Origin of the sequence: Streptomyces sp. NPDC001890 (assembly GCF_042891445.1) — a bacterium.
Taxonomy (GTDB): Bacteria; Actinomycetota; Actinomycetes; order Streptomycetales; family Streptomycetaceae; genus Streptomyces.
Genome location: NZ_JBIATE010000004.1, coordinates 369,530 through 394,553 on the forward strand (window position 1 = coordinate 369,530; position 25,024 = coordinate 394,553).

The window sequence follows — 25,024 nt, forward strand, 5'->3', positions numbered from 1 at the left end:
GCCCGCACCCCCGGCGGCCCGCAGATCATAGGATCGCCGCCATGGCCGGTCCTCGACGCGACACCCGGGGCATCGTCGACGCCCCCGAACTCTTCGCCCAGGTACGTTTCCGCCGCCGCGAACCCGCCGTCGGGCTACGGCCGTACGTCGACCACTACTGGCTCATCGACTGGGACCTGTCGCAGCCGTACGCCTCCCATGTGGTGCCGCACCCGTCAGTGAATCTGGTCTTCCAGCGGTTCGAGCAGGAGGACGGCACGGCCCTGCCCGGCCCCGCCGGGTTCGTGGAGGTCTCGGGCATCGGGCTGGAGCTCTTCACACAGAAGCTGGAGCGCCGGGGCCGGGTCTGCGGGGTGAAGTTCCGGCCCGGCGGATTCCGGCCGTTCGCACCGGAGAGGCCGGTCGCGGAGTGGACGGGGCGTCGGCTCCCCGCCGACGAGGTGTTCACCCCGCCCGCCCCGCCGGCCGACATCCTCGATCCGGCGGACGAGGACGCGCGGGTGGCGGCGCTCGACCGGTACCTGCTGGCGCTCGGCCCGGAACCCGACCCGCAGGCCGAACGCGCGATGGCCCTGGCCGACCTGGTGCGCACGGACCGCACGGTGCGCCGCGTCGGCGAACTCGCCCGCGCGGCGGGGCTGTCGCCGCGCTCGCTCCAGCGGCTCTTCGCCGCGTACGTCGGCGTCGGCCCCAAGTGGGTCATCCTCCGCTACCGCATCCACGAGGCGCTGGAGCGGGCCGAGTCGGACCCGCGGGTGGACTGGGCGGCACTGGCGGCGGAGCTCGGTTACAGCGACCAGGCCCATCTGATCAGGGACTTCACCGCCACGGTGGGCGTGCCCCCGACGGCGTTCGCCCCGCACTGAGCCCGGATGTCAGTGCCGCGTCCTACAGTTCCGGTATGGAACGCACCGCTTCGTCGTCCGTACGGATCGAGGCCTGGTCGGATGCCGACCTGGAGCTGCTCCGCCGCGCCAACGCCCCGGAGTTGATGGACCACTTGGGCGGCCCCGAGACGGAGGAGCAGCTCATGGCGCGTCATGAGCGCTACGTGGAGCTGAGCGCGGACCGCACGGGCCGGGGCAGGATGTTCCGTATCGCTCTGACGGGCGGCTCCAGTACTGGTGCCGGTGCTGGTGCCGTGGGCACGATCGGCTTCTGGGAACGGACCTGGCAGGGCCAGGAGGTGTACGAGACGGGGTGGGCCGTCCTCCCCGAGTTCCAGGGCCTGGGCATCGCCACGGCCGCGACGAAGGCCGTCGCCGAGCAGGCCCGCGCCGAGCGCAAGCACCGCTTTCTGCACGCCTATCCGTCCGTGGGGAACGGCGCGTCGAACGCGGTGTGCCGCAAGGCGGGCTTCACCCTGCTCGGCGAGTGCGACTTCGAGTACCCACCCGGCCATGCGCTGCTGACGAACGACTGGCGGCTCGACCTCGAAAACGTTTGACGGTCCGGTCCCACCCCTGGATATTTATCTGCGTCACGCAGTTTATTCGTGCCGCAGCCATATTCGTCATGTCTGCCGCGCCTGCAGAGGGGACTCCTGCGCCATGCTCACTCTCGTCACCGGATGCCGGGGCCGCGTCGGTTCCACACTCGTCTCGCTGCTGCACCGCGACGGCCACGCCGTCCGCGCCGCCTCGCGCACCCCCGAGGGCCTCGCCGCCACGGCCACCGCACTGCCCGCCGGTGTACCCGTCGTGGCCTGCGATCTCGGCGATCCGGCCACCTTCGGGGCCGCTCTCGACGGCGTCGATTCCGTCTTCCTCTACGCCGAACCGTCCGGCATCGACGCCTTTCTGTCGGCGGCCGAGGCGGCCGGGGTCGGCCACATCGTGCTGCTCTCCTCCAGCTCGATCCTGGCCCCGGACGCCCAGGACAACCCGATCGCCGCCTCCCACCACGCGGTGGAGCAGGCCCTGCTCACCTCCCCCCTCACCGCGACGCTGCTGCGCCCGGGGGCCTTCGCCGGCAATGCGCACCAGTGGGCGCGGTCGGTACGGGCCCACGGCAGCGTCGACCTCCCCTACCCCAACAGCCACACCAGCCCCATCGACGCGAGGGACATCGCCGAGGCCGCCCTCGCCGTGCTCACCGACCCCCGTCTCCAGGGCGGGGCGTACCACCTGACCGGCCCCGAATCGCTCACCGCCGCCGAGCAGGTCGGCCTGCTGGCGGCGGCATCCGGGCACCCCATCGCCATCAACACCGTGACCGGGGAGGCATGGAAGAAATCCGTCGCCGGCTTCGTGCCCGAGGCGTTCGCCGACGCACTGCTCGCGTACACGGCCGCTTCGGACGGCATCCCGGACGAGGTGACCGGCGATGTCGAGAAGCTGACCGGTCACCCGGCCCGCACCTTCGCCGCCTGGGCCGAGGAGAACGCCGCCGCGTTCCGCCCCTGAGCACGCGAACACCCGGCGCGACCGGCTCACCCCGACAACCGAAACCCCCTGGCTGGCAAACCCGGCCAATGACATCCTGGCGGGGTGAACGGACCGGAAATCCACCTCGAAGTCGCCCCCGAGCTGCGGCTCTTCGTCGCGCATGAACGCCGGCGGGGGCGCACGGCCGTGACCACGGACGGCGCCTCCACCCTCGGTCATGTCGTGGAATCGCTCGGCATCCCGCTCACCGAGGCCGGACAGCTCCTGGTCGACGGCCGGTCCGTACCGGTCTCGCACATCCCGGGGGCCGGTGAACTGGTCGAGGTACGCGCCGTGGAACGCCCCCAGCAGGTCCCGGGCGCGCCCCTGCGGTTCCTGCTCGACGTGCACCTCGGGACCCTCGCCCGGCGGCTGCGGCTGCTGGGGGTCGATGCGGCGTACGAGAGCGAGGACATCGGCGATCCCGCGCTGGCCGCCCGCTCGGCACAGGAGCGGCGCGTGCTGCTGTCACGGGACCGCGGGCTGCTGCACCGACGGGAGATCTGGGCCGGGGCCTACATCTACAGTGACCGCCCGGAAGATCAACTCCGCGATGTGCTGGAGCGGTTCGCCCCGCGCCTCGCACCCTGGACCAGGTGCACCGCCTGCAACGGCCCGCTGAAGGAAGCCGACAAGGACACGGTCAGGGACCAGCTGGAACACGGCACCCGGCGCTCGTACGACGTCTTCGCGCAGTGCACGGAGTGCGACCGCGTCTACTGGCGGGGCGCCCACCACTCGCATCTGGAAGCGATCGTCACGAAGGCCCTCCAGGAATTCGCACCCACACCGACGGACGGCGCATAGCCCCGGTGCCGGGCACGGCATCGCACCCGGCCCCGGGGTCGGGGTCGTGCACGGCGTCGGCCGTCACGTGCCGCCGCCGGCCTCCCGCAACGCCTCGACCTGCACTGCGCTCAGCTCGACCGTCCGCCGCATGTGGGCAATGAGCAGGGCCACTTCGTCGTCGTCATACGCCTCGAACATCGCCGCCCAGGCCCCGTTCAGCCGCTCCCACACCGCACCGATCTCCGCCATCCGCTCCGGCACGGTCGCGACGAGCACCCGTCGGCGGTCGACGGTGTCCCGCTCGCGCCTCACGTACCCGCCCCGCTCCAGCCGGTCGACCAGCCGGGTCGCCGACCCCGTGGTCAGCCCGGTCAGCTCCGCGATGCGGCCCGTGGTGACCGGCCCCGCCTCCAGGCCGAGCAGGTTGAGGCACTGGAGATCGGTCGGGTGGAGCCGCAGATGGTCCGCGACGGCCTGGTTGAAGAGCGCGTAGGCGGCCATGTAGCGGCGTGACTCGACGGTCAGCTCGGCCATCAGCGCACTGCGGCCGGGCTGGGACTTCTGCGACATGCGGAGAGTGTACGAAGCAGGCGACGCCCGACCGCCGGGCGAACCGGCCGGGCTACGGCTTCTCGGCGGTCAGGTAGCGCTGGACGGTGGGCGCGAGCCAGGCGATCACTTCCTCGCGCGACATCTCGACGGCGGGCCCGAACCGAAGCACGTAGCGCGCGAGCGCCATCCCCAGTATCTGCGAGGCGACGAGCACCGCACGGTGGGCCGCTTCGGCCGGGACGGGGCAGACCCCGTTCGTGACCGCGCCGATCTGCTCGGCGAAGATCGCCCTCATCCGCTCCGCGCCCGCCTCGTTGGTGACGCTGACCCTGAGCATGCCGGTGAGGACGTCGTCCCCCTCCCAGCGGTCCAGGAAATGCCCGACGAGCACCGCACCCACGTGCTTGCCCGGCATCGCCCCCAGGTCGGGTATCCGCAGGTCGATCGCGGAGGCGGCGACGAAGAGCCCCTCCTTGTTGCCGTAGTAGCGCATGACCATCGACGGGTCGATGTTCGCGTCACGGGCGATGGCACGGATGGTGGCGCGCTCGTACCCGTCGGCGGCGAACCGCTCGCGCGCGGCATCGAGGATCGCGGCCTTGGTGGCATCCGAACGGCGGGGCGCGGCGACGGGCTCTGTCATGCCAACGACTGTAGGCCAACAACCGTTGACACGCCAGTCGCGTCGGGGCTACCGTTGCCAACAAGCGTTGACCAACGTTCGTTGACCAACATGCGTTGACCTACTCACGTCGACGCAGAGGTGACAGCTGATGTACGGGCCCAGGAGGCAGCCATGACCACCACCCCGAGCACCGCACCCGAGACCGTCGACGTACTCATCGTGGGCGCGGGCCCCACCGGCCTGCTGCTGGCAGGAGATCTCGCCGCCCAGGGCGTCTCCGTCACGCTCGTGGAGCGCCGCCCGAGCCGGACCAGCAACATGACGCGCGCCTTCGCCGTGCACGCCCGCACGCTCGAACTGCTCGACAGCCGCGGCCTGGCGGACGAGCTGATCAAGACGGGCACGCCCCTCACCTCCCTGCGCTTCTTCGGGAAGCTCTCGCTCGACCTCTCCCGGCTGCGCACGCGCTTCCCGTTCGTGCTGATCACCCCGCAGTACGAGGTGGAGCGCGCGCTGGAACGCCGGGCCCGCACCGCCGGCGTCCGCTTCCGGCACGACACGGAGCTGACCACGCTCCACCAGAACCCCGCATCGCAATCCGTCACCGCCGAACTGCGCGAGCCGGACGGCAGCCGGACGACCCTCGCCGCCCGCTATCTCGTCGGCACCGACGGGATGCGCAGCCCCGTGCGCCATGCGCTCGGGCTCCCCTTCCCCGGCAGATCCGTGATCCGGTCGATGGTCCTCGCCGATGTCCGGCTCACCGAGAAGCCCTCCGACATCCTGACGGTCAGCGGCGGCGGAGACGCCTTCGCCTTCATCGTCCCCTTCGGCGACGGCTGGTACCGCGTGATGGGGTGGCACCGCGCACACCAGGCCCCCGACAGCGACCCCGTCGACCTCGACGAGCTGCGCGAGATCTGCCGCGTCGCCCTCGGCTCCGACTACGGCATGCACGACGCCCGCTGGATCTCCCGCTTCCACAGCGACGAACGCCAGGTGCCGTCCTACCGGACCGGCCGGGTCTTCCTCGCCGGGGACGCCGCCCATGTCCACTCCCCGGCGGGCGGCCAGGGCATGAACACCGGCCTCCAGGACGCCGCGAACCTCTCCTGGAAGCTCGCCGCCGTACTGCGGGGGCACACGGCCGACCCGGAGGCGCTCCTCGACAGCTATCACACCGAACGGCACCCGGTCGGCACGACCGTGCTCCGCACCAGCGGCGCGCTCGTCCGCCTGGCCATGGCCCGCACCCCGCTCCAGCGGACGGTGAGGACCATGGCGGCCAGGACACTGGCCACCATCCGGCCGGCCTCCGACAAGGCCATAGGCATGGTCTCCGGCATCGCCATCTCCTACCGGGCCCCGCGCGGCACGCATCCCCTGACCGCGAAGCGCGCCCCCGACCTGAGCCTGCGGGAGGGCCGCCTGCACCAGCTGTTGCGCGACGGCACATTCGTCCTGATCACCCCCGCCGACGCCGCCACTCCGGCATCACCGGCCCCGCTGGTGCACGCCCACTGGCAGGGCGACCGCACCACCACCCTGCTCGTCCGCCCCGACGGCTACATCGCCTGGGCGAGCGACCACCCCGACCCGGTGGCCCTGCAGGCCGCAGTCACCCGATGAGCCCGGCCTCCGCCCCGTCGGTCCCGATGAGCACGGGTCCCGCCCCGCCGGTCCCGATGAGTACGGCCCCCGCCCCGTCGGCTCCGATGAGCGCGGGTCCCGCCTCACCGGCCCCGCCGGTCCGGGCTCAGAACACGTACTCGTCCCCGGTGGCCGGGGCCAGTACCTCGTGGTCGTTGTTCCCGGGGCTCCGGTCGGTCGCTCCGTCGTTCCACAGCGTGTCGACCCACACGACGACCTCGTCCGGCCGTGCCGCCAGCCGCAGTTCGAGGGCGAGCCTCCGCTCGTGCGCCCCGTCGGCGCGCAGGCTGCCCGTCCGGCACAACACGGTCTGCCGGTCGGCCTGCAGACAGCTCTGCGGAAGTTCCTGCCGCCCGGCGAGCGCCACCGACGTCCGCACGCGCACGGTCACACCCGCCAGGCTCGACGGGCCGTGGTTCTCGATCCGCATCCGGACCTTGAGCCCCGCACCCCACAGCAGGACATGCCCGTGGTGCGCCACATCGGCCTCAGGCGCAATGACAGCGAAGGGGTCCGGAAGGCCGGAGGGCTCGGGGAGGCCGGAGGGCGCAGCGACCGCGGCCCCAGCCCCCAGCACCACGCTCCCGGCCAGCATCGCCGTCGCGGAGACGGCCCGTGCAGCTCTATGCATCACTAGCATGTCCCGAAGATACAGATCACCCCGAATCATCCGTATTTACCGACTGGTTCGGCGCGCCCTTCCCCTCTCCTCACATGGCAGCCTTGCTCCATGTCCATCGCTCGATCCGTCGCCCTGTTCGTCGTCGCCGCGCTTTTCGAGATCGGGGGCGCCTGGCTGGTCTGGCAGGGCGTGCGCGAGCACCGGGGCTGGATCTGGATCGGGGCGGGCGTCATCGCGCTGGGCGCCTACGGCTTCGTCGCCACGCTCCAGCCGGACGGCGAGTTCGGCCGCATCCTCGCGGCATACGGCGGGGTCTTCGTCGCCGGTTCGATCGCCTGGGGCATGGTCGCCGACGGTTACCGCCCCGACCGCTGGGACGTGATCGGGGCGCTGATCTGCCTGGCCGGCATGGCGGTCATCATGTACGCCCCCCGCAACCCCTGACCCCGCACCACCCCGCACCGCCCGGCTCCGCCCCGTACCCGCCTATCCTGACCCCCGTACCGATCAGCTGTCCGAGGAGTCCGCCATGGCCGCCACCCCGATCGCCGTCATCACCGGAGCGAGCAGCGGCATCGGCGCCGCGACCGCCCGACAGCTCGCCGCCGCCGGCTACCGAGTCGTGGTGACCGCCCGCCGCAAGGACCGCATCGAGGCGCTCGCCGCCGAGATCAACGAGGCGGGCCGCCAGGCCACGGCCTACGCGCTGGACGTCACCGACCGCGATGCGGTGAACGAGTTCGCCACCGCGTTCCGCACCCTCGCCGTCCTCGTCAACAACGCGGGAGGCGCACTCGGGGCCGACCCCGTCGCCAGCGGCGACCCCGCCGACTGGCGCCAGATGTACGAGACCAACGTCATCGGCACGCTCAACGTCACCCAGGCGCTGCTTCCCGCCCTCACCGCGAGCGGCGACGGCACGGTGGTGATCCTGTCCTCCACCGCGGGCCTCTCCACGTACGAGGGCGGTGGCGGTTACGTGGCCGCCAAGCACGGCGAGCACGTCCTGGCCGAGACGCTGCGCCTGGAGATCGTCGGCACCCCGGTCCGCGTCATCGAGGTCGCCCCCGGCATGGTCAAGACCGAGGAGTTCGCCACCACCCGCTTCCGCGGCGACACCGAGAAGGCCGCCAAGGTGTACGCGGGCGTCGACGCCCCCCTCACCGCGGACGACGTGGCCGACACCATCTCCTGGGCCGTCACCAGGCCCAGCCACGTCAACATCGACCTCCTGGTCGTCCGCCCCCGCGCCCAGGCCTCCAACTCCAAGGTCCACCGCACCGCCTGACCGGACCAGACCCGCCCGGGCCGGACCGGAGCGGACCAGACCCGCCCGGACCGGACCGGACCGGACCGGACCGGACCGGACCGGAAAAGGGCAGCAGGAAGGGGCCGGGGACACACCACCCGCGTCCCCGGCCCCTTCGTCCGCCCGCGCCTGAAGGGCTGGATTCAGCCCTTCACGCACACGATCTGCTTGAGCTTGGCGACGACCTCCACCAGGTCCCGCTGCTGCTCGATGACCTTCTCGATCGGCTTGTACGCGGCCGGGATCTCGTCCACGACACCGGAGTCCTTTCGGCACTCCACGCCCCGCGTCTGGTCCTCCAGGTCGCGCGTCGAGAAGCGCCGCTTCGCGGCGTTCCGGCTCATCTTCCGACCGGCCCCGTGCGAGGCCGAATTGAACGACTTCTCGTTCCCGAGCCCCTTCACGATGTACGAACCGGTACCCATCGAACCCGGGATGATCCCGAAGTCCCCGGAACCCGCACGGATCGCGCCCTTCCGCGTGACCAGCAGGTCCATCCCCTCGTACCGCTCCTCCGCCACGTAGTTGTGGTGGCAGGAGATGACCGGCTCGAAGGTCACCTTGGCCTTCTTGAACTCCTTGCGAACCACGTTCTGGAAGAGCGCCATCATGATGGCCCGGTTGTGCTTCGCGTACTCCTGCGCCCAGAACAGGTCGTTCCGGTACGCCGCCATCTCCGGGGTGTCGGCGATGAAGACCGCCAGGTCCCGGTCGATCAGGTCCTGGTTGTGCGGCAGCTTCTGCGCCTGCCCGATATGGAAGTCGGCCAATTCCTTGCCGATGTTCCGCGATCCCGAGTGCAGCATCAGCCAGACCGAGCCAGCCTCGTCGAGGCAGAACTCGATGAAGTGGTTGCCCGATCCGAGCGTCCCCATCTGCTTCGTGGCACGTTCCTGACGGAACTTGACCGCATCGGCCACTCCGTCGAACCGCCCCCAGAAGTCGTCCCAGCCCGGCGCCCGGAAGCCGTACAGCCGGTCGGGCTCCACAGCCTCGTCATGCATGCCCCGGCCCACCGGAATCGCCTGCTCGATCCTCGACCGCAGCCCGGACAGGTCGCCCGGCAGGTCATTGGCCGTCAGCGAGGTCTTCACCGCGGACATTCCGCAGCCGATGTCCACGCCGACCGCCGCCGGACAGACCGCGCCGTGCATCGCGATCACCGAACCGACCGTCGCGCCCTTGCCGAAATGAACGTCCGGCATGACGGCGAGACCCTTGATCCAGGGCAGCGTGGCCACATTGCGCAGCTGCTGCATCGCGACGTCCTCGACCGAGGCCGGGTCGGCCCACATGCGGATGGGAACCTTCGCCCCCGGCACCTCTACATACGACATAGTTCCTCGATTCCCCCGAAAAGTCTGAAAGCGCAAAACCGGTGCCAAGGTCGGCAAATAAGTCGGTCGACCGGCATTCACAGCGGCGCGTGCGATACACATTGTGTCCACCGGTCGCCATCGGGCGGCAACCGTTTTTCGCACGAAGGGAGCCCAGGACCGTGCGACGAATGGCCTACGTAACCGGCACCGCGCTACTGGCAGCGTTCGTCGTCGGCTGCAGCGCCGACACCGGAACCGGTGGTTCCGCAGCCGACAGCAAGTCCGGCGAGGAAACCATCGCCGCCGCGGCCCCCGGCAAGTACCGCACCCTTCCCGCGCCTTGCCGCGCCGTCGAGCAGTCGACACTGAAGGACCTGCTCCCGGGCGCCGCCGAACTCACCGAGGACCAGCAGAGAAAGGTGTACGAGGGCACCGCCGCCGTCACCTATGACACCGACCGCCGGGTCGGCTGCCGCTGGAAGTCCGAGGGCGCCTCCTCCTCGCACAGCCTGTTCATCGACTTCGAGCGCGTCGTGTCCTACGACCTCTCGGTGAGCGACGACGACCGCGCCCGCGAGGTGTACACGAAGAAGGAGACCGCCGCCGGCCTGTCCTCCCCCTCCGCGACCCCCGACGCCACGGAGAACACGGAGAACGCAGAGGACAGCACGGAGAACAATGCGAACAAAGAGGACAAGGGCGAGAAGAAGACGCCCCCGGCCGACTCCGAGAAGACCTCCGGCGAGACCTCCGACAGCACCTCCGGCAACGCCTCCGACTCCACCTCGCACTCCCTGACCGGCCCCACCTCCGACGACAAGAGCGCCGAGCCCGAGAACACCGACGACGGCGCGGACACCTCGGACGAGAGCCTCCAGCCGCGCATCCTCGACGACCTCGGCGACAGTGCATTTCTGGACGATCTGCTCACCCGGGCAGGTTCCACCGCACAACACCGCACGGTGAAGGTGGTATTCCGCACATCGAACGTCATCGTGACCGTCGAGTACACCGAGCAGCCGGCCGTCTCCACCGTCGTCCCCGACAGCAAGGAACTGCAGGAGAAAGCCCAGGCACTGGCCCGGAAGCTGGTCGACGAGTTCAGCGAATGACCCCGTCCCGGGCACCCGTGACCGGAGCTGCCCGCGACCATCGGGCCCCCCGCCGAGGCGGCATCCGGTCGCAGTCCGTCGTACCGTGGCCCTCCGGAAAACCCTCCGGAGCACCTTCCGGAACACCCTCCGGAACCCCGGCCGACCACCCGCCCCGGCCAACCACCCGGCCACCCGACCGCCTGGCAGCCCGCCCGCCGCGCCACCCGAGTGAAGGAACCATGCACCGTTCAGCCCCGCGACTCTCCCGCATATTCGCCTGCGCCGCCGTACCGGTGATGCTCGTCGTCGCCGGCTGCTCGTCGGACTCCGACAGCGACAAGAAGGATTCGGGCTCGTCCGCGTCGTCCGCGGCGCCGAGCGCGAGCAAGAAGGCGGAACCGACCGTCGCGCCGGCGAAGTTCGCCACGCTGCCCGACCCGTGCAAGTCGATCACCAAGAAGACGGTCACCTCCCTGGTTCCCTCGGCCAAGTCGAAGAACGGCACGGCCACCAAGTCCAGCGACCTCACTTCCCGCGCGGGCTGCTCCTGGAACGGCCTCGACGACAACGGCGTGAAGGGCTCCCAGTACCGCTGGCTCGACGTCGGCTTCACCCGCTTCGACTCGGACCAGGCCCTGGGCAGCGGCGCCAAGCGCGCGCAGCAGGACTTCGCGAAGCAGGTCGACAAGGCGAAGACGGCCGACGGCGCCAAGAAGGTCACCGAAACGCCCGCCGCCGGCATCGGGGACCAGGCCACCACGGTCACCTACGATCTCACCAAGACCAGCGAGGACTTCAAGTACGCGACGGTCGTGGCCCGTACGGAGAACGTCGTCATCACCCTCACCTACAACGGTGCGGGTTACGCGGGTTCGAAGACCCCCTCCGGCGACGACATCCGGAAGGGCGCCGAGAAGGCGGCCAAGGAAGCGGTGGCCGCGGTCGCCGCCGACAGGGACTCCGGCTCGACCACGCCGAGCCAGAAGGCCACCGACAAGACGGACGACTCCAAGTCCTCGGACAGCGGGACCGACGACGACAAGAAGTCGACGGACGGGAAGTCCTCCGCCCGCAAGTCGTCCGTCAAAAAGACGAGCTAGCGACACCCCGGCCCAGAAGCGGCTTCACGAAGCCCGGTACTCCCCGAGTACCGGGCTTCGCCCCTCCCCGCGCAACGCCCCGCGCCCTCGTGTGCCAGGCTGTGCCCGCCAGAAGTCGGAGCACGACGCCAGAACATGACGTCGGATACGGGAGAACGGGGAGGGAACGCGGGTGGCCGCGATGCAGCTGACACGCACCCACCGGATACTCATCGGTCTCGTGGTCGCCGGAGCGGTTCTCATCGCCGCGATCGGGTTCGCGGGTTCGTACGCGGCGGTGCGCGAACTCGCCCTCCAGAAGGGCTTCGGGAACTTCTCGCTGGTCTTCCCGATCGGCATCGACGCGGGTATCTGTGTCCTGCTCGCCCTGGACCTGCTGCTGACCTGGATGCGCATCCCGTTCCCGCTGCTGCGCCAGACCGCCTGGCTGCTGACCGCCGCGACGATCGCCTTCAACGGCGCCGCGGCCTGGCCCGACCCGCTCGGCGTCGGCATGCACGCCGTCATCCCGGTGCTGTTCGTGGTCTCCGTCGAGGCCGCCCGCCACGCGGTCGGCCGGATCGCCGACATCACGGCCGACAAGCACATGGAGGGCGTCCGCCTCACCCGCTGGCTGCTCTCCCCCGTACCGACGTTCAAGCTGTGGCGCCGGATGAAGCTCTGGGAGCTCCGCAGTTACGAGCAGGTCATCAAGCTCGAACAGGACCGGCTGATCTACCAGGCCCGCCTCCAGGCCCGCTTCGGCCGCAACTGGCGCCGCAAGGCCCCCGTCGAGTCCCTGATGCCCCTGCGCCTGGCGAAGTACGGCGTCCCGCTGGCCGAGACCGCCCCGGCCGGACTGGCCGCCGCGGGCATCGAACCCGCCCTGCTCCCCCCGGCCCCCGCCCTGGCCCAGGTCGAACCGGCCGAGCTCCAGCCCGAGTTGATGTACGCCCAGCATCACGAGCAGGACCAGTACCAGGAGCAGTACGAACAGCAGCAGCAGCCACCACAACAACACGGGCCACAGCACCAGCAGTACCAGCAGCACAACCACCCCGCCGACCCCGGCGCCGCCGAGGAGTGGCCCCAGGAAGGGCCCGGCTCGCACGAGAGCCCCTGGTTCGCGAAGGCCCAGGCCCCGGACGACGCGTACGAGGGCGCCTACGACCCCGCGTACGAGGAGGGCCTGGAGCCGGGCCCGGTGATGGTCCCCACGGGCCCCGGCGGCCGCACCCGCCCCCTGGGCAGCGTGGGGACGATCGGCGCCGTCCCCGGCCCCCGGCAGGAGCAGGAGCACTTCCAGGAACAGCTCCAGCTCCAGGAACACCCGCAGTCCGGGAAGCAGGCCGGGGAGCAGGCAGGCAAGCAGCCCGGGGAGCAGGCCCAGGAGCCCGAGCCGGACCCCGCCGAGTGGGCACAGGAGGACGCGGAGTTCGCCGCGATCGCGTACGAGGTGTTCGCCGCGTTCGTGAACCAGCACAACGACTACCCCAGCGTCGATGCCCTGGACATACACGTCACGGACGGCCACAACGTCAGGCACCCGCGCAGCGCGGCACTGATCCGCCGCATGATGCCGGAGTTCAAGAACCGCTACCACGCCGAACTCGAAGCGGACCACATCGCCTGAGCCGCCACCCATCCGGCAACCGACAACCGACAACCGACAACCAGCAACGACGGAGGGCCGTCACCCGAATCACCGGGTGACGGCCCTCCGTGCACAAGGCGCAAAGGCGTCTACGCGCCCGGCAGCCTACTCACCGAGCAGTCTGCGCACCCGCTCGGCGCCCACGGCGAGCAGCAGTGTGGGCAGCCGCGGCCCGGTGTCCCGGCCGACCAGCAGCCGGTACAGCAGCGCGAAGAACGACCGCTGCGCGACCTTCAGCTCGGGCGTCGGCTTGGCGTCCGGCTCCAGGCCCGCCAGGACCTTCGGCACGCCGTAGACGAGCGTGGTGAGCCCGTCCAGCGACCAGTGCGAGTCCAGTCCCTCCAGGAGCAGCCGCAGCGACCGGCGGCCCTGCTCGTCCAGCGAGCCGAGCAGCTCCTTGTCCGGCTCCTCGCGCACGATCGTGCGGGCCTCGGCCGGGACCTGGCTGGTGATCCAGCTCTCGGCGCGGTCGAGACGCGGCCGCGCCTCGTCCAGCGAGGTCAGCGGGTTCTCCGGGTCCAGCTCGCTCAGGATACGCAGCGTCTGCTCGTCGTGCCCGGCCGTGATGTCGACGACCGAGGCGAGCGTCCGGTACGACAGCGGGCGCGGCGTGCTCGGCAGCTCACCGGCGGCCGTGCCGATGGCCCGCGCGTACGCGGCGGCGTCGGCCGGCAGCACCGAACCGTCGGCGACCTTGCGTGCCAGCGAGTCCCACTCGTCGTAGAGCCGCTGGATCTCCTGGTCGAAGGCGATCTTGAAGGACTGGTTGGGCTTGCGGCGCGCGTACAGCCAGCGCAGCAGCGGCGCCTCCATGATCTTCAGCGCGTCGGCCGGGGTCGGCACGCCGCCCTTGCTGGAGGACATCTTCGCCATGCCGGAGATGCCGACGAAGGCGTACATCGGGCCGATCGGCTGCACGCCGTCGAAGACCTCGCGGACGATCTGGCCGCCGACGACGAACGAGGAGCCCGGCGAGGAGTGGTCCACCCCGCTCGGCTCGAAGATCACGCCCTCGTACGCCCAGCGCATCGGCCAGTCGACCTTCCAGACCAGCTTGCCGCGGTTGAACTCGCTCAGCCGCACCGTCTCGGCGAAGCCGCAGGCCGTGCAGGTGTAGTTCAGCTCGGTGCTGTCGTCGTCGTACGACGTGACGGTCGTGAGGTCCTTCTCGCAGTTGCCGCAGTAGGGCTTGTACGGGAAGTAGCCGGCCGAACCGCCGCTGCCGTCGTCCTCGCTCGCCGCGCCGGAGCCCGCCTCGGCCTCCAGCTCGGCCTCGTCGACCTTCTTCTGCTGCTGCGGCTTCTTGCCGCCCTTGGCGCCCGCGGCCGCCGGGTCCTTCTTCGTCCGGTACCGGTCGAGGACGGCGTCGATGTCGGCGCGGTGCCTCATCGCGTGCAGGATCTGCTCGCGGTAGGTGCCCGCCGTGTACTGCTCGGTCTGGCTGATGCTGTCGTACTCGACGCCCAGCTCGTCCAGCGCGGCCGTCATGGCGGCCTTGAAGTGCTCGGCCCAGTTCGGGTACGCGGACCCGGCCGGGGCGGGCACCGAGGTCAGCGGCTTGCCGATGTGCTCGGCCCAGGACTCGTCGATCCCCGGGACACCGTTGGGAACCTTGCGGTACCGGTCGTAGTCGTCCCACGAGATCAGGTGCCGGACGGTGTACCCGCGGCGGCGGATCTCGTCGGCGACCAGGTGCGGGGTCATGACCTCGCGGAGGTTGCCCAGGTGGATCGGGCCCGACGGGGAGAGGCCGGACGCGACGACGACCGGTTTGCCAGGCGCACGACGCTCCGATTCGGCGATGACATCGTCCGCGAAGCGGGAGACCCAGTCGGCCTCGGTGCTGCTCTGACTCTGAGCCACGGTCTGCACGTCCTTCTCTCTTGTAGGGGCTCCGCCCATTCTCCCAGGTCTACCGCCGCCACGAAAACGGCTTACTCCCCGTACGACGAGAGCGGCTCACGGCCCGCGCGAAGAAAACGGCTTTACCGCCCGTGGAATACTGGGCGTGATCCCTTGTACTCCTACGGAAACGGCAGCCAGCTCATGGCCTCGGTCAATTCCCTCGCTTCCACGCTCCAGCAGCAGCTGGCGGACGCCCTGACGGCAGCTCTGCCGGATGCCGGCACCGCGGACCCGCTGCTGCGACGAAGCGACCGGGCCGACTTCCAGGCCAACGGCATCCTGGCCCTCGCCAAGAAGCTCAAGGGCAACCCGCGCGAGCTCGCCTCGCAGGTCACCGCCGCGATCTCGGCGGGCGGCCTGATCAAGGAGATCGAGGTCTCCGGCCCCGGCTTCCTCAACGTCACCCTCGCCGACCGGGCCATCATCGAGACCCTCGCCGCGCGCGCCGCGGACGACGAGGGCCGGCTCGGCGTGCCGTACAACGGCGCCGCGGGCACCACCGTCATCGACTACGCGCAGCCGAACGTGGCCAAGGAGATGCACGTCGGCCACCTGCGTTCCGCCGTGATCGGTGACGCGATGGTGCAGATCCTGGAGTTCACGGGCGAGTCCGTGGTCCGCAGGCACCACATCGGCGACTGGGGCACCCAGTTCGGCATGCTCATCCAGTACCTGACCGAGCACCCGGGCGAGCTGACCCACGAGGGTGCCGGCGGCGAGGCGGAGGGCGAGGCCGCCATGTCCTCGCTGAACCGGCTCTACAAGGCCTCGCGCGCGCTCTTCGACTCCGACGAGGAGTTCAAGGCCCGCTCCCGGGACCGTGTCGTGGCGCTCCAGGCCGGCGACGCGGAGACGCTCGCCATGTGGCAGAGGTTCGTCGACGAGTCGAAGATCTACTTCTACTCGGTCTTCAACAAGCTCGACATGGAGATCCGGGACGCCGACATCGTCGGCGAGTCCGGCTACAACGACATGCTCGAAGAGACCTGCCGCATCCTTGAGGAGTCGGGCGTCGCCGTCCGCTCCGAGGGCGCGCTCTGCGTGTTCTTCGACGACGTGAAGGGCCCGGACGGCAACCCGGCACCGCTGATCGTCAAGAAGTCGAACGGCGGTTACGGCTACGCGGCGACGGACCTCTCCGCGATCCGCGACCGGGTGCAGAACCTCAAGGCGGACACCCTGCTGTACGTCGTGGACGCCCGGCAGGCCCTGCACTTCAAGATGGTCTTCGAGACCGCCCGCCGGGCCGGCTGGCTGAACGAGGAGGTCAAGGCCGTACACCTCCCCTTCGGCACGGTGCTCGGCAAGGACGGCAAGCCGTTCAAGACCCGTGAGGGCGAGACGGTCCGGCTGGCCGACCTCCTGGACGAGGCGATCGACCGGGCATCCGCCGTCGTGCGCGAGAAGGCCAAGGACCTCACCGAGGACGAGATCACCGAGCGGGCCACGCAGGTCGGCATCGGCGCGGTGAAGTACGCGGACCTGTCGACGTCGGCCGCCCGCGACTACAAGTTCGACCTGGACCAGATGGTCTCGCTGACCGGCGACACCAGCGTGTACATCCAGTACGCGCACGCCCGGTCCCGCTCCATCAAGCGCAAGGCGGGCGAGCTGGTCTCCCGGCCCCACCCGGAGCTGGAGCTGGCCCCGGCCGAGCGCGCGCTGGCCCTGCACCTGGACCAGTTCGCCGAGGTCGTGGCCGAGGTCGCCGCCGCGTACGAGCCGCACAAGCTGGCCTCGTACCTGTACCAGCTGTCGTCGCTCTTCACGACGTTCTACGACCAGTGCCCGGTGCTCAAGCCCGAGGTTCCCGGCGATGTGGCCGAGAACCGGCTCTTCCTCTCGGACCTCACCGCCCGCACCCTGCACCAGGGCATGGAGCTGCTCGGCATCCGGACCCCCGAGCGCCTCTGACCAGAACGCCGGTCAGCCCGTGGGCCGACCGTGAGCCTGCCCGCGACGCATCGGCCCGGTGGCCGTGACCACAGGGGACGCTAGTCCCACTCCTTGGTCACCCACTGGGCCGTGTCGTACCGGTACATGTACTGCGGCCGCGCCTGGATGCTGCTGGTACGGAACGGCTTCCCGCCGTCGTCGATGCGCAGCATCCCCGTCCGGCCGCCGCTGCTCCACTCCAGCTCCAGGTACCAGCTGACGTCGTGCCCTTCGACGTGGACCTTGAGGTCGAACACCTCCACATCGGTGGAGGACACCCGGAACGGGAAGTCCTTCGGCGGCACCCGCACGTCCCCGTTCTGCCCCGCCACCGGGGTGAGGCTCGGCCGGCCGTCGTCGAGGTCGACGTCGAAGGACTGCGGGGTGATGCCGCTCCCGCAGCCCTCGCCCATCGAGTACGCCGACCAGGCCAGCGGCGCCTTCCGGGACAGCGTCCGCACATGCAGTCCGTTCAGCACGACGGCCTGCCCCGACTTCCCCTGCACGGTGAGTTCGAGCTGCATGCTGCCGCCGTCCACCCCGCCGAGCGCCTTGGCCCAGCCCCGGGTGCCCTGCGGCGAAGGCGGCGGAGGCACGTCCTCCGGCTTCTGGTCCACCACGTAGTGCTGGCCGCAGGGTTCTTCCCAGTTGTACGAGCTGATGGTGGCGCTCAGCGGCACGCCCCCGCTCTGCTGCCCGCCCGAACCGGATCCCCGGCCATGTCCCCCGGCCGTGGCGGAGGCGCCGCCGGACGGCGGGGACGAGACGGTTCCCGAGCCGGACGGCACGGGCTTGCCCGACTTCTTCGCCCCGCTCGGTGAGGCGGTGGCGCTCACGTCGTCGCCGGGCCCGGCGAGCTCGGCCTCGTCCGGGCCCTTCGCGTCCACGGCGGGGACGTTGCTGAGATCGTCCTTGTCCGCACCTGACAGATTGCTGACGACGATCGAGGTCGGCACGGTCAGCGCGACGACGGCGACGGCCGCGAGCAGCACACGCGCCCGTGCGGAGGCCAGGAACCGCCGGGGCTGGCCCGCCCCACCGGCCAGGATCGTGGGTTCGGGTTCGGGCGTGAGCTCGGACACCGCATCCCGCACCGGTTCCGAAGGCGCGGAAACAGACTCAGAAACAGACGCAGGATCAGGATCAGGATCAGGATCCGAAACAGGCGCAGGATCACGATCAGGAACAGCCGCAGGCGCAGGCGAAGGCGCAGGAACAGTCTCGGGCGGCGCAGCCGCAGCAGGGCGTCTACGCGCCGCATCCGCCACGATCCACCGCCGATGCAGCTCCACCAGCTCCTCCGGGGTCGCCGCACACAACCGCGCCAACCGCTCCACCGGGGCGTACTCATTGGGCACCGCGTCCCCGTTGCAGTACCGGTGAAGTGTTGACGTACTGACGTGCAATCTTCCGGCAAGTACCCCGTAACTGCGTCCCGAACGGTCCTTCAGTTCCTTCAGCAGAGCCGCGAATTCCACGGCCTCCGGCGTCGCCACTGCAGCGTTCCCCCTCCTGGTCCGTCCCGGAACACCGTTCCAGGGACGTGGAATCTGCCCAGGTCACAGTACGCGCAGCCATTCCAGCATCCCCAATGGGCTGTTCGGCGTTGCGGCCGGAATCCGCCACCCCGCAATCTGTGGACACACCGCAGCGACCACCGGGACAACGCAGTGCGAATCCACTTCCGCATCGAGCTCGTCGATGCCGTGGCCATCGGCGTGGTGATCGTGTCCACCACGATCGTCATCGCCCTGATCTGCCACAACTGACCGAACGACAACACCGACCCACACACGGGGAGTACCACCGCCATGCGCAACAACCGCCTCCGCACCACCGCCCTCGCCGCGACCGCCCTCCTGGCCGCCCTCTCGCTCACCGCCTGCAACGGCACCGAGGACGGCGCAAAGTCCGGCCCGTCGGCCGCGGCGAGCGACTCCGCCGCCCAGGACACGGGCAAGGACGCAGGCAAGGACACCCAGGGAACCGGCACCGACTCCGGCACCGACGCCAAGTCCCCGGACGAGAACACGGCCTCCGACTCCAAGAGCTCCACCGGCTCCACCAGCGGCCAAAAGAGCGACACCAACGGCCGGAACAGCACCACCGGGAGCGGCAACAAGTCCCCCGTCACCTGCACCGGCTCGAACACCAAGGTCACCGTCACCAAGGTGAGCCGCCCCATCAACCACCTGCTGCTCACCGCGACCAACACCGGTTCCGCCCCCTGCTACGCGTACCACGCCCCGGCGCTCCGTTTCGACGACGCCCAGGCCGCCTTCCCGGTCCTCCGCGACAGCATCCCGCAGGCCGTGGTCACCCTGGAGCCGGGGCAGTCCGCCTACGCCTCGATCGGGCTGTCCGGTGAGCCCGACGGGCAGGAGCTGCACCAGGGCACCCACCTCTCGGTGTACTTCACCAACAAGGCCGACCAGGGCTCCACGGGCGCCCCGGCCGAGCTGACGCTCCCCGCCGGTACCTCCTGGGGCGACAACGGCTTCGTCACCTACTGGCAGACCGAAATGGACGCCGCCCTCACGTACTGATCCGCTACTGACGGGCCGAGGGGCGGCCGGCCAGGAGCGCCGTCCGGACGGCCGCCTCGATGTCATCGCTCTGGGCGTCCGAACCCCCGGGACCGAGATTCACCATGACCGTCGCCCGCCTGCCGTCGACCGTGGCACCGGCCATCGTCTCGTACCCCAGGAAGTCACCGGCGTGCCCCCAGTAGAGACCACCGCCGGGCAGCGGCCTGCTCTCCAGGCCGAGGCCGTACGCCCGGCCGTCCTCGTTGCCGGTGTCCCGGGTCCTCATCATTTCCCGGAGCTCGGCCGGGCGCAGCAGGTCGCCACGGAGGAGGGCGCCCAGGAACCGGTTGAGGTCGGTGCCGCTGGAGATCATCCCGCCGGCCGCGCCGCCGACGGACGGGTCGACCTGCGTGATGTCCAGGAGCGGCGCGTCCTTGCCGGGCTGCGCGTACCCGCGCGGGTGCGGGCCGGGGATCGCCGAACCGCGCGGCACGTACGTCTCGCGCAGGTGCAGCGGTTCGATGACGCGCTCGCGGACCTCCTCGGCGTACGAGTGGCCGGTCACCTTCTCGATGATCAGGCCGGCGAGCAGGTAGTTCGTGTTGGAGTAGTCCCAGTCGGTGCCCGGCTCGAAGACCCGGGGGTACTTGAGCGCCATGTCCACGAGGTCGCGGGGGTCGTAGCGGACCAGCGGGTCGGCGACGACTTCCTGCGGCTTGAGGTGGTCGAGGAAATCGGGCAGGCCGCTGGTGTGCTGGAGCAGCTGACGGACGGTGATCTTCCGTCCGTCGTTGCCGTGTCCGCGGACGACGCCGGGCAGGTAGCGCTCCACCGGAGCGTCGAGGCGGACGCGATGCTCTCCCACCAGTTGGAGCACGGTCGTCGCCGTGAACATCTTGGTCATGCTGCCGATCCGGAACCTGCTGTCGCGGTGAACCGGCACCTGGCTCTCCACGTTCCCGACACCGCTGGTCAGCACCGTGCTGCCGCGCCGGTCCCGCACTTCGACGAGGGCTCCGGGCGCGCCGTCGACGGTGGTCAGCCGCTGCAGGATCTCCTGCAGCCGGGCGCGGTCGATGGCGGACCCGTGGCCCGCGGACTCCGCGGCGGTCGTGGCGGCGGTCGTGGCGGCGCCCGCCGGGAGCGCGGCTCCCCCGACACCGATCGCCACGGCGAGTGTGAGTGCACCGGCCAACGCCGCACGCTTGTGCTTCGACACGTCTCTGTCCTCGATCCTCGAAGTCATGGCTGCGGAGCCGTATCTGAAGGTCCCTCAGGCTCCGCTGCTCTGTGCGCTCCACGATGCCTGCCGGGTGCGGGGCGGCACGATGGGGCGATCATCCGGACCGATGGTCGGGTTCTCCCCCGGAGCATGCCTCTTTGAGGGGGAATCAGTTGATCGGATGCGTCTGTCCGGTAAGTGATCACTGACGCGACGCGGGACGGATCGAGCCGCCGGCACCGGCCGGGCCTCTGGCCTCCTGCCGGTGGAACAGGACGAAAGCATGTCCATCATGACAGGTCAGCGGCGTTTTTCGTAGGACGGAACGCACAGTTCGTGAGCCTTGTCCGGTCCGCTCCTTGACTCCCAGAATCTCCTTCGTGCATCACCCGGAGACAGGGGGAACATGGGGAAGATCGATCACGACGCGGTGCTGCGGGCCCGCGTGCTGCTGCTGGGTTCCGGTCGACTGGACCTGCTCGAACAGGTCAACGCGTACCGGGTTCTGGCGGAGGTGAGCCCGAAGGCGTACCTCCCGAAGCTGGTCGACGCGCTCCTCTCGATGAGCTATCGCAGCCGGGACCCGGAGGTGGACCTGGCGCTGGCCACCGAGGCGGTCGGGGCCTGCCGGAGGATCGAGGCCGGGGAGCCGGCCCGGACAGAACGGCTGCACAGGGCGCTGAACGTCTACCAGTCGGCCCTGTTCGCCCTCGGACGCCGAGCAGAGGGACGCGCGGCCTGCGAGGAACTGGCCGAGGCCGGACAGAGCGGGCGGCTGGCGAGAGTCCTGGCCGAGGAGGGGCGCTTCCGGGAGGCCGCGGAGCTCAACGAGAAGGCGATCCGCAACGGCCAGAAGGAACACTCCTTCTGGAACATGGTCGAGTGGGCGGCGAACCTGGAGGGCGCCGGCCTGCACGACGAGGCGACGGCCGTCTTCCGCGAGCTCCTTGACGAGACCCGGAGCAAGGCCGCCGAACAGCGCACGGCGCTGGCCGTACTCACCTGGGAGCTGGTCCACCTCTCCCGGATGCGCGAGGCCGCCGGGCACGGGGCGGACGCCGCAGCCGCCCGGCGGGAGGCCCTGACCGTGCTGGAGGAGCTGGCGACGACGGGCGAGCCGAAGGACTGGAGCTGCATCCTCGCGTGGTGGGTCACCCTGTTCGTTTTGTCGGGGCGGGCCGACGAACCAGCTGCGAGCACCGAGTCCCCGATGCCGCCGTTCGGCACCGAGCAGGGATGGTCGAGCGGCACGCGGGGCGCCTTCCTCGGCACTCTGCCAGGGCTCGAAGCGGAGGCGGCGGGACTGCGCGAGGCCGGCCGGCTGCCCGAACTGGTCGACGTCCAGCGCAGAATCAGCATCCGCGCGGCCCTCCGCGAGGGCAGCCATCCCCACGGGTTCGAGGAGCGGTTCAAGCCGTACTTCGACGAAGGCGTGGCGCTCGCCCGCCGCCTGCCCGACGACCCCGCACGTCTCGCACGGGCCTTGACGGACCGCTCGATGTACCTCGTCGCCGCGCGGACCTTCGAGCCCGCGTTCGCCGACTTCACCGAGGCCGTCGCCCTCCTCTGACCGCCTCGGCCCGCGGGATCGCCGTAGTGGGTGATCCCGCCGTGCTGGATCCGGACACGGGGGAGGGCAGGGCTTCTCCGGCTGCCCTCCCCCGTATCCGGTGCCGTGTCATACGTCGATCTGCTCGAAGATGTGCGGGTACGACACGATGTCGTCGGGGGACTCGGCAGCCATGCGCTGGAACTCCGGGTTGCCGAACGCCTTGGCAAGAGCCTCGGTCGACTCCCAGACCGCGACGTTCATCAGAAGCGAGCTGTCCGCCGTTCCCTTGTGCATCTGCAGGGAGACGAATCCCGGCTGAGCCTTCATGAACTCCGCCTGCCTCCGGAAGCAGGCCAGGAAAGCTTCGGTCCTCTCCTTCGGGACGACAAAGGTGTTGGCCAGGACGATGGGCCCGGTCTTCTCCTTGAACTGCGCGAACATCGGCGTACTCGGGTCGAGACTCTGCAGCTTGGCCATTCTCGGCACTCCCTCTCGCTGAATCTAGCGTCGCTAGCTGATGAGGCAACGCTAGACCTACTGCCGCTCGATTGTCTAGCGATGCTAGAATCAAGTCATGTCGGTACAGGAACGCAAGCAGCGCGACCGGGCGGAACGCGAGCGCCTCATCGTGGCGACGGCCCGCGAGCTCGCCGAGCAGCAGGGCTGGGACGCGGTCACCACCCGCCGGCTCGCCGAGCGCATCGAATACAGCCAGCCCGTCCTCTACAGCCACTTCCGCGGCAAACGCGAGATCATCGGCGCCGTCGCCCTGGAAGGCGCCGCCGAACTGGCCGTGGCGGTGCGGGCCGCGGCCTCCCGGGCGAACGGCCCGCGCGAACGGGTCGCCGCCCTCGCCCACGCCTACCTCGACTTCGCCGCACGCAACCCCGCGGTCTACGACGCCTTGTTCCAGCTCGACGGCGGCCTGGCCTACGCACAGGAGGACACCCCCGAGCCGCTGAAGGACGGCTTCGCCGCCCTGCTGGAGAGCCTGGGCGAGGTCGCCGGCGACGGCATCGCCCCAGGACTGTTCACCGAGACGTTCTGGGCAGCCCTGCACGGCCTGGCCACCCTGACCCGAGCAGGCCGCCTGCCACCCGAGGACACCGGAACGAGAGTGGAACTCCTCGTGGACCGCCTCGCCATGGCCTGACACACCATCCCGACGGGCACGCGACCGGGGCCCTCGGGCCCCGCCCGCTCCAGCAACTCACGTTCCCCCAAGGGCAGTCGATCGTAGAATCGAAGGTCGAGCCCGAGGGGGAAACGTGCGCACGAAGAGCGGTCGCATACCGCCGGCATCACGCAGACACGCTGCCGCAGGCGCGACCGCCGCCACGGTCGCCGCGCTGGTGCTGATCACCGGCTGCGGGAAGGCGGGCGACGACCATCCGTCGGACCTGGCCCAGCCATCCGCCACCGCCACCGCCCGGCCGACCCCCTCCGTGAACCCCTCGTACGGAGAGCAGTTCCTCGCCGAGGGCGAGTGCGCGGCCGCCGAGCCGGGCCAGAAGGACGTCTACCGCGAGGTTCCCTGCGACGGTCCCGAGGCCGTCGCGAAGGTCATCTACCGGGTCGACACCGGCCTCCCCGATCCCTTCGAGGCCACCCTCTGTTCCGACAACTCCGACTTCGCGGTCAACGTGCCGGTCAGCATCGCGATCCTGGAGGACAAGCCGGTCTCCGGCGAGGGGTACGCCTGCATGCGCAACCTGAAGGCCCCGCACCCCGGCGACCCGGGCGGGGGCGTTGGCCCGCGGATCGAGGCCGGTGACTGCGTGCACAGCACGGCCAAGAACGGGAGCCCCGTCTCGGAAGTGGCCTGCCGGACCAGGGGCAAGAAGGACGGCGCCACGCACAAGGTCGCGAAGATCATCGAGGACGCCGTCGTGGGCGGCTTCGACGACCCGTGCGGCGGCGAGGCGGACGCCATGTTCACCGAGAACTCGTTGATCGACGACGACCCGGTGCGCAGCGACCGCCTCCTCTGCGCCGACAAGCTCTAGCAGCCGTACGGGAGAGGGCCGCTCCGCCACCGTTCGCAGTGTCACCCGGTGCGTGGCGGGCGGCCCAGAACTGACCGACGGCCGGTACGACGGGGCTCAGGCACCGTCCGGCGTACGGGGAGCCCGCCGCATGGCCCACAGCACCGGTCCGCCGCCCGGCAGTTGCGCCTCGCCGAGCACGGTGAAGCCGAAGTGCTCGTAGAAGGGCAGGTTGTCCGGCTTGGAGGACTCCAGGTAGACGGGCAGGCCCGCCGCGTCGGCCTTGGCCAGGCCCGAGCGCAGCAGTGCGGCCCCGTGCCCCTGCCCCCGGGCGGCGGGATCCGCGCCGACCACGGCCAGGTACCAGTGGGGTTCCTTCGGCCCCTGCTCGGCCGCCGCCCCGACGGCCTCACGGAACAGCGAAGCCCGGTCACCGAGGATGCTCTCCAGCTCCTGGACGGTCTCCGCGTCGGGAACCGCCTTCTCCTGGCCCTCCGGCGACACCCAGAAGGCAGCCGCCGCGCCGGTGCGCTCGCACACGCCGTGCCGGACGTACTGCCGGGCGAAGATCGTGCTGAAGTAGCGGGCCATCCCCTCCTCGCGGGAGGAGTCCTCGGGGAAGAACCAGCGCATCATCGGGTCGTCGTCGAAGGCACGGGCCAGCATGCGGCCGATCTGCTCAGCATCTTCGACCGTTGCCGTTTCAGGGGTATTCGTCATCGACATACGACCCATTCTGCACACTTGATGATCAACAACGACCGGCGGGCGACCCGTT

The 25,024-nt window shown here is 70.3% G+C and carries 24 protein-coding genes; 15 read left to right on the forward strand and 9 right to left on the reverse strand.

Going from position 1 to position 25,024, the window contains the following annotated elements; translation table 11 throughout:
• Window positions 1-41: 41 nt before the first annotated feature.
• The 4 genes from ACFYY1_RS16210 (at window position 42) to ACFYY1_RS16225 (ending at window position 3,233) form a co-directional block, all read left to right on the forward strand.
• Complete coding sequence (locus tag ACFYY1_RS16210) at window positions 42-866, forward strand: DUF6597 domain-containing transcriptional factor (protein ID WP_388585388.1); 825 nt, start codon at window positions 42-44, stop codon at window positions 864-866.
• Between the two features lie 35 nt (window positions 867-901).
• Window positions 902-1,447 (forward strand): GNAT family N-acetyltransferase, encoded by a 546-nt coding sequence (locus tag ACFYY1_RS16215; protein WP_388585391.1) that lies wholly within the window; start codon window positions 902-904, stop codon window positions 1,445-1,447.
• Between the two features lie 103 nt (window positions 1,448-1,550).
• Window positions 1,551-2,405: an NAD(P)H-binding protein gene (locus tag ACFYY1_RS16220; protein WP_388585394.1), complete on the forward strand. Its 855-nt coding sequence runs from the start codon at window positions 1,551-1,553 to the stop codon at window positions 2,403-2,405.
• A gap of 84 nt (window positions 2,406-2,489) precedes the next feature.
• Window positions 2,490-3,233, forward strand: a complete 744-nt coding sequence (locus ACFYY1_RS16225; RefSeq protein WP_388585396.1) for a Mut7-C RNAse domain-containing protein — start codon at window positions 2,490-2,492, stop codon at window positions 3,231-3,233.
• Between the two features lie 63 nt (window positions 3,234-3,296).
• On the opposite strand, the gene ACFYY1_RS16230 is transcribed toward ACFYY1_RS16225, so the two are convergent.
• Both ACFYY1_RS16230 and ACFYY1_RS16235 read right to left on the reverse strand, forming a co-directional pair.
• Window positions 3,297-3,785 (reverse strand): MarR family winged helix-turn-helix transcriptional regulator, encoded by a 489-nt coding sequence (locus ACFYY1_RS16230; RefSeq protein ID WP_388585398.1) that lies wholly within the window; start codon window positions 3,783-3,785, stop codon window positions 3,297-3,299.
• Between the two features lie 52 nt (window positions 3,786-3,837).
• Window positions 3,838-4,410 carry a TetR family transcriptional regulator gene (locus ACFYY1_RS16235; RefSeq protein WP_388585400.1) on the reverse strand — a complete coding sequence of 191 codons (573 nt, stop codon included), beginning with the start codon at window positions 4,408-4,410 and terminating at the stop codon, window positions 3,838-3,840.
• A gap of 153 nt (window positions 4,411-4,563) precedes the next feature.
• Between ACFYY1_RS16235 and ACFYY1_RS16240 the strand changes: the two genes are divergently transcribed.
• Window positions 4,564-6,021: an FAD-dependent monooxygenase gene (locus ACFYY1_RS16240; protein WP_388585402.1), complete on the forward strand. Its 1,458-nt coding sequence runs from the start codon at window positions 4,564-4,566 to the stop codon at window positions 6,019-6,021.
• Between the two features lie 127 nt (window positions 6,022-6,148).
• Here the strand turns inward: ACFYY1_RS16240 and ACFYY1_RS16245 are convergent, their stop codons facing one another.
• Window positions 6,149-6,673, reverse strand: coding sequence for a hypothetical protein (locus ACFYY1_RS16245; RefSeq protein ID WP_388585405.1), 525 nt, complete (start codon window positions 6,671-6,673; stop codon window positions 6,149-6,151).
• Between the two features lie 99 nt (window positions 6,674-6,772).
• Here ACFYY1_RS16245 and ACFYY1_RS16250 point away from each other — a divergent pair, with 99 nt between their 5' ends.
• Together ACFYY1_RS16250 and ACFYY1_RS16255 are read left to right on the forward strand one after the other, a co-directional pair.
• The gene (locus ACFYY1_RS16250; protein WP_358941067.1) at window positions 6,773-7,108 is read left to right on the forward strand and encodes a YnfA family protein; all 336 of its coding nucleotides are present in this window, start codon (window positions 6,773-6,775) and stop codon (window positions 7,106-7,108) included.
• A gap of 85 nt (window positions 7,109-7,193) precedes the next feature.
• On the forward strand, window positions 7,194-7,952 hold the full coding sequence (locus ACFYY1_RS16255) for an SDR family NAD(P)-dependent oxidoreductase (RefSeq protein WP_388585408.1): 759 nt from the start codon (window positions 7,194-7,196) through the stop codon (window positions 7,950-7,952).
• Window positions 7,953-8,116: 164 nt separating this feature from the next.
• On the opposite strand, the gene ACFYY1_RS16260 is transcribed toward ACFYY1_RS16255, so the two are convergent.
• Window positions 8,117-9,310: an RtcB family protein gene (locus ACFYY1_RS16260; RefSeq protein ID WP_266732015.1), complete on the reverse strand. Its 1,194-nt coding sequence runs from the start codon at window positions 9,308-9,310 to the stop codon at window positions 8,117-8,119.
• Window positions 9,311-9,480: 170 nt separating this feature from the next.
• Between ACFYY1_RS16260 and ACFYY1_RS16265 the strand changes: the two genes are divergently transcribed.
• The 3 genes from ACFYY1_RS16265 (at window position 9,481) to ACFYY1_RS16275 (ending at window position 13,098) form a co-directional block, all read left to right on the forward strand.
• The gene (locus ACFYY1_RS16265; protein WP_388585410.1) at window positions 9,481-10,404 is read left to right on the forward strand and encodes a DUF3558 domain-containing protein; all 924 of its coding nucleotides are present in this window, start codon (window positions 9,481-9,483) and stop codon (window positions 10,402-10,404) included.
• Window positions 10,405-10,625: 221 nt separating this feature from the next.
• On the forward strand, window positions 10,626-11,486 hold the full coding sequence (locus ACFYY1_RS16270) for a DUF3558 family protein (protein ID WP_388585412.1): 861 nt from the start codon (window positions 10,626-10,628) through the stop codon (window positions 11,484-11,486).
• Between the two features lie 181 nt (window positions 11,487-11,667).
• Entirely contained in the window at window positions 11,668-13,098 is a 1,431-nt protein-coding gene (locus ACFYY1_RS16275) for a DUF2637 domain-containing protein (protein ID WP_388585414.1), read from the forward strand.
• A 126-nt stretch (window positions 13,099-13,224) separates the two neighbouring features.
• On the opposite strand, the gene lysS is transcribed toward ACFYY1_RS16275, so the two are convergent.
• Window positions 13,225-14,991: a lysine--tRNA ligase gene (lysS, locus tag ACFYY1_RS16280; protein ID WP_388585416.1), complete on the reverse strand. Its 1,767-nt coding sequence runs from the start codon at window positions 14,989-14,991 to the stop codon at window positions 13,225-13,227.
• Window positions 14,992-15,165: 174 nt separating this feature from the next.
• Here lysS and argS point away from each other — a divergent pair, with 174 nt between their 5' ends.
• On the forward strand, window positions 15,166-16,938 hold the full coding sequence (argS, locus tag ACFYY1_RS16285; protein WP_388585532.1) for an arginine--tRNA ligase: 1,773 nt from the start codon (window positions 15,166-15,168) through the stop codon (window positions 16,936-16,938).
• An 80-nt stretch (window positions 16,939-17,018) separates the two neighbouring features.
• Here argS and ACFYY1_RS16290 read toward each other — a convergent pair whose 3' ends face one another.
• Complete coding sequence (locus ACFYY1_RS16290) at window positions 17,019-18,455, reverse strand: helix-turn-helix domain-containing protein (RefSeq protein WP_388585418.1); 1,437 nt, start codon at window positions 18,453-18,455, stop codon at window positions 17,019-17,021.
• A gap of 315 nt (window positions 18,456-18,770) precedes the next feature.
• On the opposite strand from ACFYY1_RS16290, the gene ACFYY1_RS16295 reads away from it, so the two are divergent.
• A complete protein-coding gene (locus tag ACFYY1_RS16295) occupies window positions 18,771-19,505 on the forward strand; it encodes a DUF4232 domain-containing protein (RefSeq protein ID WP_388585419.1) in 735 nt (244 codons plus the stop codon).
• Between the two features lie 4 nt (window positions 19,506-19,509).
• On the opposite strand, the gene ACFYY1_RS16300 is transcribed toward ACFYY1_RS16295, so the two are convergent.
• Complete coding sequence (locus tag ACFYY1_RS16300) at window positions 19,510-20,706, reverse strand: serine hydrolase domain-containing protein (RefSeq protein ID WP_388585421.1); 1,197 nt, start codon at window positions 20,704-20,706, stop codon at window positions 19,510-19,512.
• Between the two features lie 409 nt (window positions 20,707-21,115).
• Here ACFYY1_RS16300 and ACFYY1_RS16305 point away from each other — a divergent pair, with 409 nt between their 5' ends.
• Window positions 21,116-22,279, forward strand: coding sequence for a hypothetical protein (locus tag ACFYY1_RS16305; RefSeq protein WP_388585423.1), 1,164 nt, complete (start codon window positions 21,116-21,118; stop codon window positions 22,277-22,279).
• Window positions 22,280-22,387: 108 nt separating this feature from the next.
• Here the strand turns inward: ACFYY1_RS16305 and ACFYY1_RS16310 are convergent, their stop codons facing one another.
• Window positions 22,388-22,738 (reverse strand): antibiotic biosynthesis monooxygenase family protein, encoded by a 351-nt coding sequence (locus ACFYY1_RS16310; RefSeq protein WP_388585426.1) that lies wholly within the window; start codon window positions 22,736-22,738, stop codon window positions 22,388-22,390.
• A gap of 97 nt (window positions 22,739-22,835) precedes the next feature.
• Here ACFYY1_RS16310 and ACFYY1_RS16315 point away from each other — a divergent pair, with 97 nt between their 5' ends.
• Window positions 22,836-23,414, forward strand: a complete 579-nt coding sequence (locus ACFYY1_RS16315; RefSeq protein ID WP_388585428.1) for a TetR/AcrR family transcriptional regulator — start codon at window positions 22,836-22,838, stop codon at window positions 23,412-23,414.
• 115 nt (window positions 23,415-23,529) lie between these two features.
• Window positions 23,530-24,267, forward strand: coding sequence for a hypothetical protein (locus tag ACFYY1_RS16320; protein WP_388585431.1), 738 nt, complete (start codon window positions 23,530-23,532; stop codon window positions 24,265-24,267).
• Between the two features lie 96 nt (window positions 24,268-24,363).
• On the opposite strand, the gene ACFYY1_RS16325 is transcribed toward ACFYY1_RS16320, so the two are convergent.
• Window positions 24,364-24,981, reverse strand: coding sequence for a GNAT family N-acetyltransferase (locus tag ACFYY1_RS16325; protein WP_388585434.1), 618 nt, complete (start codon window positions 24,979-24,981; stop codon window positions 24,364-24,366).
• Window positions 24,982-25,024: the final 43 nt, after the last annotated feature.